The 20,525-nt window shown below is 41.0% G+C and carries 19 protein-coding genes; 12 read left to right on the forward strand and 7 right to left on the reverse strand.

All coding sequences use genetic code 11. The features are described from left to right. Positions 1 to 286 precede the first annotated feature (286 nt). The 6 genes from O9316_RS12795 to O9316_RS12820 form a co-directional block, all read right to left on the reverse strand. The gene (locus tag O9316_RS12795) at positions 287 to 883 is read right to left on the reverse strand and encodes a MarR family winged helix-turn-helix transcriptional regulator (RefSeq protein WP_298205371.1); all 597 of its coding nucleotides are present in this window, start codon (positions 881 to 883) and stop codon (positions 287 to 289) included. A gap of 1 nt (position 884) precedes the next feature. Next, the gene (locus tag O9316_RS12800; protein ID WP_298205372.1) at positions 885 to 1,148 is read right to left on the reverse strand and encodes a DUF2024 family protein; all 264 of its coding nucleotides are present in this window, start codon (positions 1,146 to 1,148) and stop codon (positions 885 to 887) included. Positions 1,149 to 1,261: 113 nt separating this feature from the next. Next, positions 1,262 to 2,005: a hypothetical protein gene (locus O9316_RS12805; protein WP_298205373.1), complete on the reverse strand. Its 744-nt coding sequence runs from the start codon at positions 2,003 to 2,005 to the stop codon at positions 1,262 to 1,264. A 12-nt stretch (positions 2,006 to 2,017) separates the two neighbouring features. Further along, positions 2,018 to 2,896 carry a dihydrodipicolinate synthase family protein gene (locus O9316_RS12810; protein WP_298347296.1) on the reverse strand — a complete coding sequence of 293 codons (879 nt, stop codon included), beginning with the start codon at positions 2,894 to 2,896 and terminating at the stop codon, positions 2,018 to 2,020. A 19-nt stretch (positions 2,897 to 2,915) separates the two neighbouring features. Then, positions 2,916 to 3,377 carry a cupin domain-containing protein gene (locus O9316_RS12815; protein WP_298205375.1) on the reverse strand — a complete coding sequence of 154 codons (462 nt, stop codon included), beginning with the start codon at positions 3,375 to 3,377 and terminating at the stop codon, positions 2,916 to 2,918. Between the two features lie 65 nt (positions 3,378 to 3,442). Further along, positions 3,443 to 3,676 (reverse strand): thioredoxin family protein, encoded by a 234-nt coding sequence (locus O9316_RS12820; protein ID WP_298205376.1) that lies wholly within the window; start codon positions 3,674 to 3,676, stop codon positions 3,443 to 3,445. 1,370 nt (positions 3,677 to 5,046) lie between these two features. On the opposite strand from O9316_RS12820, the gene O9316_RS12825 reads away from it, so the two are divergent. From O9316_RS12825 to O9316_RS12865, 9 genes are all read left to right on the forward strand, one after another. Beyond that, on the forward strand, positions 5,047 to 5,439 hold the full coding sequence (locus O9316_RS12825) for a hypothetical protein (protein ID WP_298205377.1): 393 nt from the start codon (positions 5,047 to 5,049) through the stop codon (positions 5,437 to 5,439). A gap of 628 nt (positions 5,440 to 6,067) precedes the next feature. After that, the gene (gene uvrA, locus O9316_RS12830) at positions 6,068 to 8,899 is read left to right on the forward strand and encodes an excinuclease ABC subunit UvrA (protein ID WP_298205378.1); all 2,832 of its coding nucleotides are present in this window, start codon (positions 6,068 to 6,070) and stop codon (positions 8,897 to 8,899) included. Positions 8,900 to 9,196: 297 nt separating this feature from the next. Further along, positions 9,197 to 9,919, forward strand: a complete 723-nt coding sequence (locus O9316_RS12835) for an alpha/beta hydrolase (protein ID WP_298205393.1) — start codon at positions 9,197 to 9,199, stop codon at positions 9,917 to 9,919. A 24-nt stretch (positions 9,920 to 9,943) separates the two neighbouring features. Next, complete coding sequence (locus tag O9316_RS12840; RefSeq protein WP_298347298.1) at positions 9,944 to 10,873, forward strand: alpha/beta hydrolase; 930 nt, start codon at positions 9,944 to 9,946, stop codon at positions 10,871 to 10,873. Positions 10,874 to 11,030: 157 nt separating this feature from the next. After that, on the forward strand, positions 11,031 to 11,402 hold the full coding sequence (locus tag O9316_RS12845) for a hypothetical protein (protein ID WP_298205380.1): 372 nt from the start codon (positions 11,031 to 11,033) through the stop codon (positions 11,400 to 11,402). Between the two features lie 138 nt (positions 11,403 to 11,540). Then, the gene (locus O9316_RS12850; protein ID WP_298205381.1) at positions 11,541 to 12,452 is read left to right on the forward strand and encodes an ABC transporter substrate-binding protein; all 912 of its coding nucleotides are present in this window, start codon (positions 11,541 to 11,543) and stop codon (positions 12,450 to 12,452) included. A gap of 175 nt (positions 12,453 to 12,627) precedes the next feature. Next, positions 12,628 to 13,425 carry a DUF3667 domain-containing protein gene (locus tag O9316_RS12855; RefSeq protein WP_298205382.1) on the forward strand — a complete coding sequence of 266 codons (798 nt, stop codon included), beginning with the start codon at positions 12,628 to 12,630 and terminating at the stop codon, positions 13,423 to 13,425. A gap of 72 nt (positions 13,426 to 13,497) precedes the next feature. Continuing rightward, positions 13,498 to 13,902 carry a hypothetical protein gene (locus O9316_RS12860; RefSeq protein WP_298205383.1) on the forward strand — a complete coding sequence of 135 codons (405 nt, stop codon included), beginning with the start codon at positions 13,498 to 13,500 and terminating at the stop codon, positions 13,900 to 13,902. Between the two features lie 162 nt (positions 13,903 to 14,064). Continuing rightward, positions 14,065 to 15,231, forward strand: coding sequence for a chloride channel protein (locus O9316_RS12865; protein WP_298205384.1), 1,167 nt, complete (start codon positions 14,065 to 14,067; stop codon positions 15,229 to 15,231). A gap of 4 nt (positions 15,232 to 15,235) precedes the next feature. On the opposite strand, the gene O9316_RS12870 is transcribed toward O9316_RS12865, so the two are convergent. Then, positions 15,236 to 15,616: a YegP family protein gene (locus O9316_RS12870; protein ID WP_298205385.1), complete on the reverse strand. Its 381-nt coding sequence runs from the start codon at positions 15,614 to 15,616 to the stop codon at positions 15,236 to 15,238. Positions 15,617 to 15,912: 296 nt separating this feature from the next. Between O9316_RS12870 and O9316_RS12875 the strand changes: the two genes are divergently transcribed. The 3 genes from O9316_RS12875 (at position 15,913) to O9316_RS12885 (ending at position 20,360) form a co-directional block, all read left to right on the forward strand. Further along, entirely contained in the window at positions 15,913 to 16,410 is a 498-nt protein-coding gene (locus tag O9316_RS12875) for a hypothetical protein (protein ID WP_298205386.1), read from the forward strand. Between the two features lie 210 nt (positions 16,411 to 16,620). Next, positions 16,621 to 17,346 carry a TIGR00730 family Rossman fold protein gene (locus tag O9316_RS12880; RefSeq protein ID WP_298205387.1) on the forward strand — a complete coding sequence of 242 codons (726 nt, stop codon included), beginning with the start codon at positions 16,621 to 16,623 and terminating at the stop codon, positions 17,344 to 17,346. A 200-nt stretch (positions 17,347 to 17,546) separates the two neighbouring features. Continuing rightward, complete coding sequence (locus tag O9316_RS12885) at positions 17,547 to 20,360, forward strand: aminopeptidase (RefSeq protein WP_298205388.1); 2,814 nt, start codon at positions 17,547 to 17,549, stop codon at positions 20,358 to 20,360. The last annotated feature ends 165 nt before the right edge of the window (positions 20,361 to 20,525 follow it).

A 20,525-nucleotide genomic window follows, 5' to 3' on the forward strand; every position in this document is an offset into this window, starting at 1 on the left:
CCAAATTTTGGAGTTTTGGACTACAACTAAAAAATAAACCTCGCTTATCCCGAAGTTTCGGGAGCTTAAACGAGGTTGTTTTTTACGAATTATTTTGAAAAATTTTATTTTGAATGGGTTGTGCAACAGTTACCCGTGTTAGGTGCTGGCGTTCTGTCTGTCGTTGCTCTGTTGTCCATTGTTTACTACTGTCTTGGTGCGTTGGTTTGGTGGCTCTTTTGGATTTTTTTAGTGTTGATCAGTGTTTTGCAAAAAATGCAAATGTGCCACCAAATGCGTTGGCAATTTAAGCATTTTCAAATTCCCCGCAGTCAATTCTTATGTCTTGGGTTTCTAATTTTTGGTTGAGTAAACTACAAAAGTGTGTTTTGTTTTTGGTCGCATAATGTTTGCAATTGAAGCAAGTTCGTTGCACACTAATTATTTCAAGTTTATTTAGTTGAATAATTAAGTTTGATACATTTTGCCACAATATTATTTTGTCTGCTTCATTAGTCTTGGTAATAATTGTTGTTAACGGATTAGCAAAGTCTTCTGTCTCGGCTACTATTTTTTTTCCTGCTGTCGTTAGTTGAATTGTATAACTTCTTGTATCTGTGCTATCGGTAAATTTTTTGATTAGTTTTTTTTGCTCCAAAACTTTTATCGCATCGCTAATTGTGGGCTTGGTAAAATTAAACTCCTGTGCCAAATAGCTAATAGTTGTTTTGTCTGCCGAGTGATGCTGAATAAAAATAAGCAACTGAATTTGAATGGGGCTTAAACTATGCTCTTTTGCTTTATTCCATAATAAAATACGGAACACTTGCGATAAGCGTTCCAAACCTGCAACTATTTTGTTGTCAAGGTTTGAGTTTTGATTTTCTAAATTAAATACCGACACTTTAGTTACAGTTTTGCATTTCAATAATGTAATATCCTTTCTGTTGAATACTTATAATCATTTCATCTGTTGCCTTTTCAATGTGGCAAAAGCTACATTCTTTTGAAGTTAAAGGCTGATTTTCTTGTTTTTTTGATTGTAAGTAATCCTTACCAAAGGTATAAATTATTTCTTCTTCTTTTATATGTTCGGGTGCAATAATGTCAAAATGCATTACGCTACCGTCTTTTTTTGTTACGTATGTGTCCCAAACTGCTACTTGCATAATTTTAATTTTTTGATTTGATGAAAAGGAAAAAGAATAGCCAGATTAGTCCTTTGATTAGAACAAAAATCCAGCTATTCCAATTCTTTTGAAATAAGGTCTCTAATTTTTGTTTACTTGACCGAATAGGGTAATGAAAGATTTCCGCTTGCTACTGAATACACTTTGTAAACGCCTAGCATTGGTTTTGCTCCACCTTCGGTATGTGTGCCACCTTCGCCTGTATTCACTTCCATAAAACAAGTAACTGCATCAAATTTAAAGTCTGTTTTGTTGTTGATGCGATAATCAGGAACTACAACTTTAATTGAGTTTCCTTTTGTCGTTACGTTAAAACCAGGACTGTCCATATACATTGGCATATTGGGTGCAGTTTTAGGAAGCACAACGGTTTTGTCGTCCTTCTTAAATTCCTTTACTGCAAGTCCACCCGCAACTCTTTTGTCTTCGGTAAGAATTACCCAATGTGGATGCCAAACGATACCGTCATTGTCAAATTTACCATCTGTGTTTTCGTCCCAAAGTGGGCTGTCATCAAAGTCAGGATGAGATGTTAAAGCCAAAGCCACAATTCCATCTGTTTGGTTAAAACCAACGTCAGTAGGTTTCAGCGTTGTAGGAAAAACGTAACCTAATACAGGTGCACCGTTCAATTGTCCAACAGGTTTTGGGGTAGTGTTACCAGCAAGGCTATCAACTTTTATTTCCCAAATTGTAACGCCCAAATCTTTATTGTGGGTTACTGATGTGGATTTGATTTTGAAATTACTGTTGTTGTAATTTCCACATTTGTCGCAAGCATTCGCGTTTGTAAAACCTAATGTTGCTATTGCAATTATTGTTACTATACTTTTCATTTTTTTATTTGTTTAAATTTTTGAAATTATTGTTTTTAATTCTGCTACTTCACTTTCGCTCATTGGTTTTAGCGGACTTCTTAATAGTCCACCATTTTCGCCCAAAATGGTTAAACCAGCTTTTATGGCTCTTGGCAAACCTTTGTTTACAATGAATTGCAATAGGTCTATTTGTTTATAAAATATTTTTTGTGCTTCTACCAAATCATTTTTTTGAATGGCATCATACAAACTAACATTTAATTCGGGAATAAGATTAGGTGCGGCTGTACACCAACCAGTTGCCCCTGCTGCAAATGCAGCCAATGCTAAAGGGTTTGAGCCATTGTAAAATGCTACATCTTCGCCCAATTCCTTTCGTAAATAGTGCATACGTTGTATATCACCTGTGCTTTCCTTAATCATTGTAACGTTTGGTATTTCCAAAAGACGTTTTAACAATGTTGGCGACATATCCACTCCACCTGTTGCAGGATTGTTGTATGCCATAATGGGAATAGAAATTTGTTTAGCAACTGCATCATAGTGTTGTACAATTTCATTGTCTGTGAGTTTCCAGTAACTCATTGGGATAATCATTACAGCATTTGCACCTGCTTTTTCGGCAAACTTGGCGTGATAAATTGTTCGTTCAGTAGTAAGGTTTGAAACACCTACCAAAACTGGAACTCTTCTTTTTACTTGGCTTATGGTTGCTACTGTAACCGCCTCTTTTTCCTCATCAGTTAGGTAAGGTAGAACACCTGTACTGCCTAATGGGGCAATTCCGTGAGAACCGCTTGTAACTAATCGTTCTAATAGGATTTTGAACAAGGCTAAATCAACTTTTTCGTTTTCGTCAAACGGTGTGATTGGATAGGCAATAATGCCTTTGAACAGATTATTTTTCATTTTTTCATTTTTAAATGGTTTATAAATCTCTTCCTTCTTCTTCACGAAGTGCCACACCTAAGTTTTGAAGTTGCGGTGCATTTTCGCAAGCAATGTATTTGGCGTTATTGCTGTTGCTCAAATTTTTATGCCTGTGCCAAGCCCAACTGGGTATATAGACTGCATCGCCAGCTTTCCATTCTACTTTTGTGCCTTCAATTTCGGTGTATCCCTCACCTTCAATTACATAGATTACAGTTTCGTAAGTATGTCTGTGTCTGTTGGTCATTTGGTCGGGCAATAAACCGCCAATAGTCATACTTACATTTTTGCTCGGCAAGTCAACAAAAAAAACTGGGTGCTTCCGCTCGGCAGAGAACTGATTATGTTCGCCAGCTTGTTCCACGTTTTTATGGATTAGTTTTTCGGGTATTACCAAATTTGGTGTAGCAAAGGTTTTATGAAAATCCTTTGAACTAAATTGTGTTTCGCTATTTTCCATTTTTTATATTTTAATGTGAGTAAATAAGCCCTACTAAAAATTTCATTTTTAGTAGGGCAATTAATTTAGCCTTTTACATCTGCCATAGATGCTCCAAAATTGAGGTGAAGCACATTTCCGTTTGGAGTAAGTAAAGCAGGAACAGATTTTACACCTGCTTTTTCTGCTTCAGCAATACGAGTTCTGTCTTCCCCAATGTGAACGATGTCCACATTTGAAGCTCCAATAAGGTTTACGATGTCTTGTTCTGCACTTACACAAACTGGACAACCAGCGTGATAGAAAATTGATTTGCTCATTTTTTTATTTTTTTAATGATTATGACATTATTGTCGGTGCAAATATAGTAAGGAATCCTAACTAAACAAATAAAATTGAAAATATTTTTCAGTTGAGTGTCTAAAACTGCTGGCTAATGTTAAGTTTTGTCCACGAAGTCTTGGTGCGGTTGGGCGAAATTAAATGTGGTGTTTTTGGGTCGGCTTGTGTGTTGGCAAAACACCTCTTTTAATTTTGCGAAGGGTCGGAAATTGTCAACTATTTTTCAGTCGTCTTGATGTCGGTTGTGTCGTCCGCTACGCTTGCACCTAACTAGTAAATATATTCAAATTTATGTAACTATTTCTTAGGTTTCAATTCGTCTTCACTTTTTTTCTCATATTCTTGTTCGATAATCTGATCCAATGGACTGATGCTTTTATTCATAGCACTTGCACTACTATGCTTGTAAATCGTTGTGGTCTTGATACTCGAATGACCCAAAATCGGCTATATATTCCAAACAAAATTACCAATACCTAGTATTTAAGTCTTCATCGACCTCAAACGACCCTACATCAGCATTAACTACCCGTTTTTTCCTGTAATGACTCGACGCGACCCCTTCGATATAGCACGAATACAGCACTGTTTTGATAGCTGCTGAGCCGCTAAGAAGCTGAGCTACTGAGTCGTTTTTTAAAAAGCTTTCGGGATGGCCAAAGCCAAATCAATCAAAAAGTTAAAAGTCTAAAGTCTAACGACTAATCACTAATCACTAGCCTGCCTGCGGGCATAGGCAGGTCACTCTAACGTCTAACGACTCCCCACTGTCAAGACAAAAAGTAAGGAATTAAATAAAAGCAGGATCTAAATATTAATCAAAAATTCAAATTTCAAAAATCAACAATCAACAATCAACAATCAACAATCAACAATCGTCAATCGTTAATCAAAATCCCCCTTTTTCCACCTACGTTGTTCAGGGTGCTACCGATGTGCTACCGATGTGCTACCGATGTGCTACCGATTATAACATGTTTTTATCGAGAGCACATCGAGAGCACCCCGAGAGCATCCCGAGAACAAAGTGTGTGAAGAAAGAGCAAAGAAGCAAGAAAAAAACCTCTTCAGGGTATTATAAATGTTGCATTTTAAATTACAAATGGGCGTGTCAAATCACTATTCCCCCTCTGGAGCTATGGGGCTTGTCACCCCCGAAGTGTTGGGTGCTTAAACGAAGGTGTTTTTTATGAGTTCTATGATTGCGTTTTAGGTGGGGTTTTGTGACAGGTACAGCTGTTGTCGGTAGTTTTTTTCTTAAAGTTAAGACTCTTAAAAAATAATTTTAATTTTCTATTTTTACATATATTTGTAGGGTAAATGTTCACTTAACTATATATTTTAATTGATGTCTAAATTAATAAAAACTCCTCTTGATAGTCGACCAGAAGAAGATACTCTTAGAATTAAGGGCGGCGTCTTGTCTGTGGAAGTTACTGTCATTAGTGGAAAGGATGGAGAACATTTTGTTTCAATTATTCCATCGCTGATGATAAGTGGTTATGGTTCAACTGAACAAGAAGCCATGGATTCTTTAGACGAGAATATGGAAACTTTCTGTGAGGATTTTATGAAATTAAGTAATGAGCAAAGAAAGGCCGAATTAATTAAACTTGGTTTTTCTAAAGTTCCATATCATACAAAAAATTTCTCCAAATTATATGTCGATGAAAATGGTTTACTACAAGGTTTAGAAAATGTGACCATTAAAAGAAATAAGCAATACAAAGTTGCTTGCTAATTTTTTGTAAATGGGTAATAATAGACCAGTTAAAACAAAAGATTGGCTTGCATTTCTTAAAGCTCATGACTGCAAATATCTTAGAACAAAAGCCTCACATGACCATTATAAATGTCCTGGTTGTACACGTACCATTACACATCGCGAAAAAGATAAGGATATCCCTTCTTTACATCTAAGGACTAATCTTTTCAGCATGGGATTAACAATCGACTATTTATACAAATGGATAGATGAAAATTGTTAAATAATTATTTTTCTGATTCACTGCTTTGGTTTAAGAATTACCGCCAACATCACCCTGTGAAAAAACTTCACAGCCTATGACCAAATATATGAAAAATGGCTGGAGAATATCAAAGTAAATCACCATCACAAAATCTTAAATCTTAAATCACAAATTCCAAAACCCTCCCGAAATTTCGTGACCAAATTCTAACGACTAACGTCTAAAGTCTAAAGTCTAACGACTAATCACTAGTCACTAGTAACTAGTAACTAGTCACTAATCACTAATCACCCAAATCTCAAATCTCAAATTCTAACAACCAACAACGAACAACTAATTCCCCCTTTGGGGGCTAGGGGGCCAACCAAATTCCTTACCTTTGCACTTTCCCTAAAAATCATGAGCGAACAACTCGAATCCATTGAAATCATTGGTGCCCGCGCCCATAATCTCAAAAACATTGACCTGACTATTCCGCGGGAGCAACTCGTGGTCATTACCGGACTCTCGGGTTCGGGAAAATCGTCCTTGGCCTTTGACACCATTTATGCGGAAGGACAACGCCGGTATATCGAAACCTTTTCGGCCTATGCTCGGCAATTTCTCGGGGGACTCGAACGTCCCGATGTCGATAAAATCGACGGACTCTCCCCTGTTATTGCGATCGAACAAAAAACAACGAGCAAATCGCCCCGCTCTACCGTGGGAACCATTACCGAGATTTACGATTTCTTGCGCTTACTCTTTGCCCGCGCGGGAGAAGCCTACAGTTACAACACCGGAGAGAAAATGGTATCCTACTCCGACGAACAAATCAAAAACCTCATTATTGAACAGTTTTTAGAGAAACGCATCAACATCCTCGCGCCAGTCATTCGGGCACGGAAAGGACATTATGCTGAACTGTTTCAACAAATCGCCAAACAAGGTTTTGTAAAGGTTCGCGTCAACGGGGAAATCAAAGACATTACCCCCGGCATGAAACTCGACCGCTACAAAACCCACGATATCGAAATCGTCATCGACCGGATGGTACCCTCCCACGACGAGGACACCCACAAACGCCTCGCCGAGAGTATTAAAACCGCTATGTACCACGGCGAAAATGTTATGATGGTTATCGAACAGGAACAACAAGACGTACGCTTTTTTAGCCGCACGCTCATGTGTCCCACCACGGGCATCTCCTACCAAAATCCTGAACCCAATCTGTTCTCGTTCAACTCCCCCAAAGGAGCCTGCGAAAAATGCAACGGTCTCGGAACCATACATGAAATTAACCTTAAAAAAATCATTCCAGACCCTCGAATTTCGATTGCCAAAGGCGGATTGGCTCCGCTGGGCGAACTCAAAAACTCGTGGATGTTCAAACAGTTGGAAGCCATCGGTGAAAAATTTGGGTTCAAACTCACCGATCCCATCGAAAAAATTCCTGAAGAGGCCATGGACATGATCCTCAATGGCGGCAACGAACGTTTTACCGTGAAAGCCAAAGCGGCGGGGGTCACCAAAGAATATAAAATCGAATTTGAGGGCATTGCCGCTTTTATCAAAAACCAATACGACGACAACGCCTCGGCATCGTTAAAACGCTGGGCCAAAGACTTTATGGATGAAGTGGGTTGCCCCGAATGCCATGGGGCCCGCTTGAAAAAAGAATCGTTGTATTTTAAAATCAATGATAAAAACATTGCCGAGCTTTCCACCATGGACATCGCCGAATTGACCGCATGGTTTCAGGCATTACCTCAAAACCTCTCGGAAAAACAAAAGGTGATTGCTACTGAAATCCTAAAAGAAATCAATGACCGATTGAAATTCCTCATGGACGTTGGCCTCAATTACCTATCCCTACACCGCAGCTCGAAGTCACTCTCTGGCGGTGAAGCGCAACGCATTCGCTTGGCAACCCAAATCGGGTCGCAATTGGTCGGCGTGCTCTATATTTTGGACGAACCCAGTATTGGATTGCACCAGCGCGATAACGAACGGTTGATCAATTCGTTAAAAAGTTTGCGCGATATTGGCAACTCGGTCTTGGTGGTCGAACACGACAAAGACATGATTGAAGAGGCGGATTATGTGATTGATATCGGCCCCAAAGCCGGACGGTTTGGCGGACAAATCATCAGTAAAGGAACACCCAAAGAATTATTGAACGAAACCACCATTACGGCACAGTATTTAAGTGGGGAAATGGCGATTGAAGTCCCTAAAAAACGCCGTGAGGGCAATGGTAAAACCATCAAATTGGTGGGCGCCTCTGGAAATAACTTGAAAAATGTGACCGCGGAATTCCCGTTGGGGAAATTGATTTGTGTAACTGGGGTTTCAGGCAGTGGCAAATCGACCTTAATCAATGAAACGCTCTACCCTATTTTAAATGCGCATATTTACGATGGAGTTAAACGTCCGATGCCCTACAAAAAAGTAGAAGGACTCGAACATGTAGACAAAGTCATCGACATCGATCAGAGTCCGATAGGCCGAACCCCGCGTTCCAATCCGGCCACGTACACCGATGTGTTTTCAGAGATTCGTTCCTTATTCACCCAAACTCCTGAAGCGATGATTCGAGGGTATAAGGCAGGACGCTTCAGTTTTAACGTGTCGGGTGGTCGTTGTGAAACCTGCGAAGGGTCGGGCGTGCGCACCATTGAAATGAGTTTCTTACCCGATGTGTATGTGGAATGTGAAACCTGTCAGGGCAAACGCTTTAACCGCGAAACCTTGGAAATTCGCTACAAAGGCAAATCCATTGCTGATGTATTGAACATGACGGTCGATGAAGCGGTGGACTTTTTTGAAAACATTCCGAAGATTTACCGTAAAATCAAAACGATACAAGAGGTTGGACTGGGCTATATCACGTTAGGCCAACAAAGCACGACCCTTTCGGGAGGTGAAGCCCAACGGATAAAATTGGCCACCGAATTGTCCAAGAAAGATACGGGTAATACGTTTTACATTATGGACGAACCCACTACGGGCTTGCATTTTGAGGACATTCGGGTGTTGATGGAAGTGATTCAAAAATTAGTGGATAAAGGCAATACGGTATTGATTATCGAACATAATTTGGATGTGATTAAATTGGCGGATCATATAATTGATGTCGGACCCGAAGGCGGAAAAGGCGGTGGCCAAATACTCTGTGTCGGCACCCCTGAAGAAGTCAGTAAACACAAAAAAAGTTATACCGCACGTTTTTTAGCGAAAGAACTAAAGTAAAGTTCAGTGTTCAGCCCCGAAGGGTCGGGAACAGTGTTTAGTAATCAGTGTTCAGTGTTCAGTGTTCAGCCCCGAAGGGTCGGGATCAGTGTTCAGTAATCAGTGTTCAGTGTTCAGTGTTCAGTGTTCAGTAATCAGTGTTCAGTGTTCAGTGTTCAGTATTCAGTATTCAGTAGTAAAACTAAATTCTAGTACCTATCGAAAGTCTAACGTCTATACACTAATCACTAATCACTAATCACTAGTCACTAGTCACTCATAACTCATAACTCATAACTCATAATTCACACCACCCACATATCCCCCTTCCCCAACCGTCCCACTATCGTATTCTTGCACGATTCGTTGGGGTGTGTCGAACTCTGGCGTGATTTTCCGGAGCGGTTAGCAGCGGCCACCCAATGCAATTATTTGGTGTACGACCGATTGGGGTATGGAAAATCGGGACCCTTTGAAAATCCGGTACGGGACAAGCACTATTTGGAAGCAGAAGCCACTTTTTTACACCAACTTTTAGTCGAACACAACCTCGAGAAAGTCATTCTCTTCGGACACAGCGATGGGGGTTCGATTGCCCTATTGACGGCAGCCCTATTCCCCGAGCGCATTCATGCCCTCATTACCGCGGGGGCCCATGTTTTTGTCGAGGAAGTGACGCTAGCAGGTATTCGCGCAGCACAAGAAGCCTATACTACCACCAACTTACCCCAGCGCTTAGCCAAATACCACGGTGCCAAAACGGATGCCCTAGTTAAGGCGTGGACCGAAACATGGCTATCTCCAGCCTTTCGAGATTGGAACCTTACCGCCTTTTTACCCCAAATTACTTGTCCCGCGCTCATCATCCAAGGCGAAGACGACGAATTTGGGACACCAGCGCAAGTCGAAGCTATTGTGGCCGGTTGTTCAGGACCTGCACAAGCGTGGCTGATTCCAGGCGTGCAACACAACCCGCATAAGGAAGTGCCTGAGGAGGTGATTAAAAAAGTAGAGTTTTTTTTGGAACAATTCTTATCTTAGGTGTTTATTTACTTATTGAATCGCATGAACATACGGTTTTTATTATTGTTATTGTGTCTAACACCAAAACTAAACGCCCAAACCCTCTACTCCAAAGCTTTTGGGAATCCGCAGCACCCGGCGTTGCTTTTTCTGCATGGCGGACCTGGGTACAATGCCGTGAGTTTTGAACTATCGACAGCGCCCATCTTGGCCGAACAAGGATACTATGTCATCGTGTATGACCGACGTGGTGAAGGACGCAGTATAGACCCCAATGCGGAATTCTCCTTGGCGGAAGCCGCTGCCGATATTCAAGGAGTCCTCGAAAAATATGCCGTTTCTAAAGTGCATTTACTTGGCCATAGCTTCGGAGGAATCCTCGCCCTGAAGTTCGCCCGCACCCATCCCGAAAAGGTGCACTCCGTAGTTTTGATCAGCGCTCCCCTCGATTTACAGGAATCCTTTCAACACATTATTGTGCAATGCAAAACCATCTATGAAGCCAAAGAAGATTTGGTCAACTTAAAGTATGTAGGGCTTTTACAAGAAATGGACCCGCATTCGATGTTGTTTGCCTCCTATTGTTTCCTACATGCGCTGCGCAACGGATTCTATACCACGCCAAACCCCACTCCCGATGCCCAGCAACAGTATACTGCGCTGATGGAACAACCCGATTTCAAACGCTGGGGCAATGCCATGACCGAACAGGCCCCGCTCGGATTTCATCGCAATGATGCCTACACTCAAATGAAACTATACGACTTAATCCGACAAGTCCTCCAAAAGAAAGTACCCGTTTTCGGATTTTATGGTGAGGACGATCGTTTGTACCCCAAAACCCAACGGCAAACCCTTGAAGCACTCCTTCCACAAGGGCATTTTAAATCCTGGGAGCGCTGCGGCCATGCCGTATTCATCGATCAACAAGCACAATTTATAGCAGCGCTACGGCAGTTACCACAAGGTTAAGAATTCGCTTACGATTAAGCCATAGGATAGACTCTTTTCATACAAATTCTCAGGAAATTGAAGTGCATCTGTACGATTTTTTTGACTTTCATTCAAAAAGTCTATTTTTGTGACTAGGTTTTGATTGCAACCTATTACAACGATTGTACTGCGAGCCATGAAGCACTTTTTTTTACAAACCCATTTGTTTTGGATACTCACCAAATTCATGTTGGCCATCGCTGGTATTGGCGGGTTCATCAGCATGTGGTCGTTGGGAATTTTTCGGGATCATTTTACCGTAATGGCCAATGGTCTTTTGGTACTCTATGGCCTATTGTTGGGTTATAGTGGCTATGCTGATATTCGCAGTATTCCTCCCAATACAATAATTCGCCTCATCACAGGGACTTTATCGGTAGTTTCGGGATTGGCGTTGTTGCTACTCATCTTTCTACAACATGTTCGCAACCCTTTTATTACCCTATTTATGGCATTGTGGGTGATTGTGTTGGGACTCTATGAATGGGCGCAACTGGTTCGTGAATAACGGCTAATTATTTTTTTTAAAAAAAGGTCCTCGCAACAATCGGTTTTTCCTTTTTTTAAACATTCGTTAAAGTCGCCGTACGCTATCTTTTTCCCTTTTATCTTTGAAAGCAAACCATATTATTTTTATTCAAACAACATGGATACGTTAAAAATTGCCTTAGATTGGACCCCCAACGTCAATCACCTTGGCTTTTTCATCGCACAAGAAAAAGGATTTTATCACGAATTGGGTCTCTCGGTCTCTTTCCTCAACCCCCAAGAAGATCACTACCAAACCACTCCGGGCAAAAAATTGGAACTGGGTCTTGCCGACATGGCCCTTGCCCCATTTGAAACGGTTATTAGTTTAAACAACAAAAACAACCGTGTAGAAGCGATTGCGGTATATGCGTTACTGCAATCCGACTTGAGTAGTATTACCACTTTAGCGTCTACGGGCATTAACAGTCCCCGTGAATTGGTGGGAAAAACCTATGCCTCCTACAAAGCCCGTTACGAAGATACCATTGTACAAGAATTGGTGCGTCACGATGGCGGTGAGGGTGTTTTTACGGTAAGTTACCCCGAAAAATTAGGCATTTGGAATACTCTTTTGGGGGGAAAGGCAGAGGCCACTTGGATTTTTGACAATTGGGAAGGCGTTGAAGCGACCACGCAGGGTATCGCTTTACGTTCATTCCGACTGGCCGATTATGGAATTCCTTATGGCTATTCTCCCGTACTAATCGCCAAAAGAAGTCAACTTGAAGTCCACCGCGCGTTGTATAAAAAATGTATTGCCGCGACCCAAAAAGGATATGCCTTCGCGCAAACCCATCCCGAAGAAGCGGTTGCTATTCTAAAAAATGTAGTCCCCGAAAGGGATCGAATCCATATCGACCTTGCGCAATCCCTAGCCGTTACAGCTCCCCATTTTGGTGAAAAAGAACTTCACGGGTTCATGGACCCCGAACGGGTTCACGCATTTCTACATTGGCTGGTAAACCATAAATTAGAAAATGAGGTGATCCTAAAACAAACCCTGTTTACCAACGAGCTACTTTCGTAATTGATCTAGTATCCTGGAGTTAAACCCGCAACGCTACTCCTACCCTATCTGTAGAAGCTTATGCTGCCACTCGGTTGTATAGGCTTCTTCTTTTTTGAAAAACCGAAAAGAATAAAATGGTATTCCTCCGATTTTAGTATTTTTGGGTAACCAACCCTAAACTAAAAAAACACGAATGGCTGAACAATGTACCCACTGCGCTTTGACCGTGGAAGGGAATTTCTGCAGTTCCTGCGGTCAGAAAAAATTCAAACGCATCGATCGAAAATATTTATGGGATGAAATTCAATACACCCTTTTACACACCAATAAAGGTTTATTGTATTCCCTTAAAAAAATAGCCCGAAATCCGGGGAAAACAGCACGCGAATTTATTGAAGGCGATCGGGTAAGCCATTACAAACCCATACTTCTTGTCTTTTTATTGAGTGGTTTTTCTACATTCATCTCCTTTAAAGTCATCAACATGAAAAAAATCATGGCGGAATATTTTGCATCACAAAAGATGAATTCCCCGATGATGAATGATTTTTTGAGTTTCATGTCCAGTTACAATTCATTACTCATGCTAATATATATCCCGTTGTTTGCCATAGCCACTTTCATCTGTTTTAGAAAATGGGGGCAAAACTACTATGAACATGTAGTTATGAATGCCTATATACTGAGCTTTTACACCTTATTGTCCTTTGTTTTTCTTTATCCCCCCATGTATTTTATACAAGATGATCCTGGGGCCTATTTTGCGTTTAATCAATATGCGTTGTTGATTGTTCCACTTATGTTGGTTTGGTTTTTTAAAGGCTATTATCATGAACACCCCTTAAAAGTAGTCCTACTTCGGGTATTGGGAGTGCTAGGGATTACGCTGCTTGGCTACCTTCTTATCATAACAGTGGTAGGCGTATTGATGTTTGTGTATGCCATGTCCTTAGGTCCCGAGGCATTGGAGTATGTAAAACCCGTAAAGTAGCACGTAGTCCTAACGAGATACGAAAATGGAATGTACTCCGTTATCCTAAAGAAACTTAAACTTGCTGCCTTGATGCTTCGTATATTTTTCCTCAGTGGTATACTATTAGGATTCTCAAGCTATACCGAGCCCAAAGTTGCGATGTTGCCCGACGGTACTTATAACGTGCAACTCGACGCCGCTTACGTTGAAACAGGGCCTTCCCATTTTCGATTACATCTTAAGGGGAAGATGGTTACCATGGAGTTGGCAGACCAAACCCATACCTATCCATTGGAATGGATTGATACCGATTCGTTTGTCATAATTGGCTACACCCAACCTGCCGAACCTACGGCTTTGGAGCGCGAAATGCTAAAAGGATACACCCCATCGTTTAATGTTACGACCGCAAAAAACGGTACCTTTCGTTTTGTCTTGGGCGATCAAGACCAAGCCGATTGCATTTACAGTGGAAGTTTGATTCCTTTTCCTTAAAATGGAATATGAATTCCTAAACCCAGAAATCCGTACTTTTGTTTCTACCCGTTACCTCGGAGTGATGTCAACGCTGGCTATCATTCCGAGGTATGCCTTACGATTTCTATGATGTCTTCAAAACGAAAAACAACGCGACTATTCAACCCTTCACTTTTTTCTATGTTGCAATTCCAAGGTTATAGCATCGGAATTGGAGTGTTGTTGAGTTTACCGATTGGAAGTAGTGCTGCTTTTTTTCTATGGGCTTTAGAGGAAGTGACCCAAATCCGTATGGTCCATTCCTATTTAATATTGGGGTTGCCACTTGCGGGTTGGGCCATGGGATATCTTTACCACCGTTGGGGCAAACAAGCCAATGGAGGAAATGCCGTAGTGCGTGCCGCGCTAGTAGACGCCCAAACACCTATACCAATACGCATGGGACCCATGGTTTTGGGAAGCACGCTCGTCGCCCATTTATTTGGGGCTTCTGTCGGACGAGAAGGCACGGCATTGCAAATGGCTGCGGCATTGGTTCGACCGATAGTGTGCCTTTTCAACAAATCTGAAAATCACTACAGAGTAGCGTTGACGGCAGCCATAGCAGGGGGATTTGGAGCTGTTTTTGGAACGCCATGGGCAGGATTCGTTTTTGCATTGGAATGGAATCGGAAGCAACCGTTACGCGGACAAGCATTGCTCCCTGCCTTTATAACGGCACTTTTATCGGATTGGGTTTGTACCGCATGGGGAATTTCACACGGTACATTTCCAACACTTCAAATTCCTGAATTTGCGATGACTTACATCGGTTGGGTGTTGGGTGCTGGAGTATTATTTGGACTCACCGCTCGATGTTTTGTAAGCCTTCAGGGTGAAGTGCGAAAAATAGCAGCACGATGGATTTCCTCCCCTCCTTTGCGTTTGTTTTGGGGAGGAACTCTTTTTGTGATTATTGTTAGCCTTCTGGGCAACGATCGCTATGTAGGGCTGGGATTACCAATTATACAAGACGCTTTTTCAGCAACCTTGTCGTGGAAAGATTCCTTTTGGAAACTGGTATTAACCGCTTTGGTGCTTGGTGTAGGCTTTAAAGGGGGAGAAGTCACCCCGTTATTTTTTATTGGGGCTACTTTAGGGAGTGCGCTCACATTTGTTTTCCCCTATTCCCCTGGATTATGGGCCGCATTGGGTTGGGTAGCGGTATTTGCTGGAGCCACACATACGCCCTTGGCATGTATCGTTATGGCAGGAGAACTTTTTGGTGATGAAATCGTTCCCAGTGCAGCCTTAGCATGTGCAATAGCCTATAGCGTTTCGGGGAAAAAATCAGTGTATACCGAATAAAGAGTTATGGGTTTTCGGCCTCAGAAAACACTATAGCTGCATCGGGGAAAATCGATTCTTGATCTGAAAAATCCAATACTTCGGCGTGGGCGACGGAACGCGTGAGTTCATCTATTCCTTTTTGTAAAAGACGTTCCGTAGTGTATTTGCGACTTGTTGCAAGTACCAACCCGTCTTTGGTGAGCCGAAAAAAGAATTTACCCCCTGAAGCTTTACTTTGGGAGATCGTAAATCGCTCCCATTGCGTTTGAAAAGCCTGGATCATTTCTTCGCAATCGCTTTTTTGTTTACACGATAGGCTTGTGAAGATGGTTTTCCCTTTTCGGGAAGCAAAGATAAATTTATAAGTCCCATTGAGGCGTTTACTGATGACAAATGCACCCATTACACTATTTTTTATTTTTTTTCAAAAATAAAGTGCAAGCACAAAAATGGAAAGCGCCCCTAAAAAAGTTATGAAGAAGTTACCACAAAAACGGACCAAAATGTAAGTTCCTGGAAATCAATAACTAAGAATAACCCTACAAGACGAAAGGTATTTTTCCTCCGTTCAAAGGGTATTTTTCCTCTAAACTTTGGGAAAAAAACTTACATTTTTAGGAAAAATACGTAGTATTACGTATACAATTAGTGTAGAACTTTTCTTAACTTTGAAATTATTAAGCCCCAATTTAATAGCGTATGACTTACAAGGATTTTGAAATTAACCAAAATTTCATTGTGAAAGCCCAGGATTTCCTGGAGAAAATGGACCCGGTGCATTACACCCCTTTCCCCGAAATGAATGTGCATTTGTACAACATGTTCAGTCAAAATCGGGAGAAAATTAAGAAAACGTATTTCCGTGAATTGATCAAAGACTTGAAAGCTGGCGACTACAAGAGTTTGAATCGCTACGTCTTATTCATCGTTTTAGATCCGTTTGAGGAAAATGATGCAAAGTATTTTCTGGAGATTTTTAAATCCATTTCTACGGCTATGGACACGTTTGGGTGTACCAATTACTTGTTGGAATTCCTCTGGTGGCAATTGGACTTCACCGCTAATGAGGGATTGTACATGAATCAGTTGGAACAATTCCAAAGCGTGTTTACTACGTTGCAGAAGCAAGTTTCGGAACATGATCCGTTGGATGATTATCAGATTCGAAAGAAAATCTATGAAATTCTAGTCTATTAAAGGATGAGGAAGCCGGTGTAAAAGCCGGCTTTTTTTTATGTTTTTCTTATCGATTCGCATCTAAAATATATTGTATCTTAGCACGCTTTTCTAACCTTGAACTGCCTATCTGGTCGCATACTGCACCCTTGTTGAAGCACGTCTGAAGGGAAGCATGGGCGGAAGCCGAAAATAACTCCAAAAAATAAATAGTTAAATAATAGAAGTATTATGGCATTTGAAGATTATCAAAACGAAGACGAGCGCATTCAGGAAAAATTTAAACAAAAAACCTGGAATGAAGTTCGCACCAACGATTCTTGGGCGATTTTTAAAATCATGTCCGAATTTGTAAACGGCTATGAAACCATGGCGCGTATTGGACCTTGTGTTTCTATTTTTGGATCGGCACGTACCAAACCTGACCATAAATACTATCAACTTGCCGAACGTATTGCTTACAAAATTAGTAAAGCGGGGTATGGTGTCATTACGGGGGGCGGTCCTGGAATCATGGAAGCGGGTAACAAAGGAGCGCATCACGGAGGAGGAACCTCGGTAGGTCTGAATATCGAGTTGCCTTTTGAACAACATTTCAATCCGTATATCGACAAAGACAAGAACCTAAACTTTGACTACTTTTTTGTGCGTAAGGTTATGTTTGTAAAATATTCGCAAGGTTTTGTGGTCATGCCGGGTGGATTTGGAACGTTGGACGAACTCTTTGAAGCGTTGACATTGATTCAAACGAAGAAAATCGGAAAATTCCCTATCATTTTGGTTGGTACTGAATTTTGGTCGGGACTTTTGGATTGGATTAAAACGGTGATCATTGAAAAATACCATAATGCCAATCCGGAAGATATGAAGTTGATTCAGGTGGTTGACAATGAAGATGAAGTTGTTGAAGCCTTGGATGCCTTCTACAAAAAATACAATTTAAGTCCGAATTTCTAATCCCATTCGGCCCCTTTCTCACGCCCCGGTAGCTGTTATCGCGGGCGTTTTTTTATTTTAGAAAAGAAATAAAGTGCAACCGTAAAACGTTAATGAGGTAGTAAAGCAACCTTTTACACGGTATTGCATCAAAATCTATATCTTTGGTTGGTGGGGTATCCCTTTTCAAAAAGATACGCTTTCTTCCCAAATTGCCTCGTATGAATAAAGTTTTATTATGGTGGTTTAGCCTTTTATCTTGTGGATTCTCTGCGTCTCTTTTGGCACAACACCAAACGAAACTCACCGTGGATTACCTGCCCGAAAAACAAACCTTGAATGTTTATCAAGAGCTTACTTTTCACAATACCACAGGAACCACCTTATCGGTAGTAATACTCAACGATTGGATACATGCGTATTCGGACCGGAATACACCCTTGGCCGAACGTTTTGCCGATGAATTTGTACGCAGTTTTCACGTCGCCACTGCCAAAGAGCGCGGAGCTACTCATGGACTCTCGGTTATCGATGATCAAAAAACGCTGCTGGATTGGTCGCGGTTGCCCGACCACCCCGATTTGATTGCTATTCCTTTACGGGAACCTTTGGCACCCCAAGCAACGACTACTTTGATACTCTCTTACCATTTAAAACTTCCCGACCAGCGGTTTACGGGAATTGGTTTTAATGCCGACAACGAAGTTGTATTGGACCAATGGATACTCACCCCTGCGCGTTGGGAAAATGGTGATTTTTTAAAGTATAGCAACTTAAATATTGATGATGCCACCAATGCGCCGATGGATGTGGAATTGCATATTCGTCCCGCTGGATTTCAGGTGATTAGCGACTTGACGTTGGAAAAGCAAACCGATACGGCCTACCATTTTGAAGGAAAAAACAGAATCCAAGTGCATTTGTACCTCACCCGTAGCAACGACTTCCAGAGTTTTAACAACGAACGCGGTAGTATTGTGACCAATCTGCAAGAAAAACGAATCAATGCGGTACAGAAAGCCATCTTGATTGAGAAAATTGAGAACTATGTTACGGGCTTTCTCGGCAAAAATCCACTCCCAAAAACAACGGTGACGCAAGCCGACTACGATCGAAATCCGTTTTACGGGTTAAATCAGTTACCCAATTTCATCCGCCCATTTCCCGATGATTTTGTATTTGAGCTAAAATTTTTGAAGACTTATCTCTACAACCGTTTGAAGACGACCTTACTCATTGATCCACGGAAAGATAATTGGCTTATTGATGCGCTTCAAATTTACATCATGATGCAATACATCGATGAACATTATCCCGAAATGAAAATGATGGGCGCTTTGGGAAAAATAAACCTGTTGAAAGGATATCGATTGCTCTCGTTGGATTTCAACGAACAATACAGTTATTTCTACATGCTAATGGCGCGAAAGAATTTGGACCAACCCTTGGGTGATTCGAAAGATAAGCTCTTGAAATTTAACGAGAAAATTGCGTCAAAGTATCGTGCAGGATTGAGTTTTCGATACCTTTCGGAGTACATTGGCAAAGACCAACTACGGCAAGCGTTGGAACAATTATTAAAACAAGCGTTGGTTCAACCCACTTCAACTATCGATTTTAAACAAATTGTAGCGCAACAAACCGAAAAAGACATCCAATGGTTTTTTGAGTACATTATTCAATCCAGAAAAATTATTGATTACAAACTAGACCTGCTCTCTAAATCCAAGGACAGTGTAACGTTTCAGTTAAAAAACCGAACAGGAGTCGATGTCCCGATTCCGATTTACGGTATCAAGAAAAAAGAGGTAGTTTTTAAAACTTGGCTAGAGCCGAAAGATCAAAATCAAGTATTTACGCTACCTCGAAAAGAGGCGGACAAATTGGTTTTGAATTATGAAAATACCGTTCCTGAGTTCAACCAACGAAATAACTGGAAGTCATTAAAGTCATTTTTTATCAGTAATCGTCCGTTGAAGTTTCGATTTTTGAAAGATTTGGAGGACCCCAATTACAACCAAATTATGTACCTGCCCGTTATGGGATTCAACTACTATGATGGGGTGATTTTGGGATTGAGTTTAAACAACCGAACCGTTTTGGACAAACCCATCAATTTTGATGTTATTCCCTCCTACTCGACCAATTCATCATCGCTTTCGGGGAGCGCCAACATCACATTTAATCAATTTTTACGAAATTCCAATTTGTTTTCCATCAAATACGGTGTGGGAGGCAGTCATTTTCGATATGCCCCAGATGCGACCTATCAGAAGCTTACACCGTTTGTACAGATGCGTATTCGCGAAAAAGACTACCGTAAAAACCACATTCAGATTATTAATTTTCGCAATGTATACGTCAATCGGGAACCGAGTTTGTTTGTGCAAACCCCCGGTGAAAATCGGTATTCTGTAGCTGATTTTCGTTACATCAATACCGACATGACCATCACACATACCTTTTCGTATAGTGCCAATTTTCAAATCGCCTCCCAATTTTCCAAAACCTCGGCAGAAGTGGTGTACCGTCATTTATTTCAAAACAACCGTCAGGTGAACATTCGTTTTTTTGGCGGAATCTTTTTGCGTAATGACGACACCAAAGACTTCTTTAGTTTTGCTTTAGAGCGTCCCACGGACTACTTGTTTGATTACCCCTTCTTGGGACGATCGGAAAGCACGGGCATCTTTCGCCAACAATTTATCACAGCCGAAGGAGGTTTTAAATCGCGTTTTACCAACCAATTGGCCAATGAATGGTTGGTCAGTACCAATGTTAGTGGTAGCATTTGGAACTGGATTGAGGCGTATGCCGATTTTGGTGTATTGAAAGATCGTGGACAAGATGCGGTATTCCGAATGGATTCGGGGATACGTTTTAATTTGATTACCGATTATTTGGAATTTTATTTTCCCATATACTCCAGTATGGGTTGGGATTTTGGCCGACCCAACTACCATGAACAGATTCGCTTTGTGTTTACCATTGATCCGCGATCGTTGGTCGGACTTTTTACACGAAAATGGTTTTAATTGCTGCTTTTTATTTATTTATCGCACTGAATTATGGTGTTTTATGTTTAAAATGAAATTATTTCATAAAAAAATGGGGTTAAATTAGAGATTGTTCAAAATTTAATTGCAAGCAACGGTAACAACCAATCTATTTTTTAGCTAACTTTGTTTTTTTGATGTTTA

The sequence above is a fragment of the Flavobacterium sp. genome (assembly GCF_027533505.1).
GTDB lineage: Bacteria > Bacteroidota > Bacteroidia > Flavobacteriales > Flavobacteriaceae > Flavobacterium.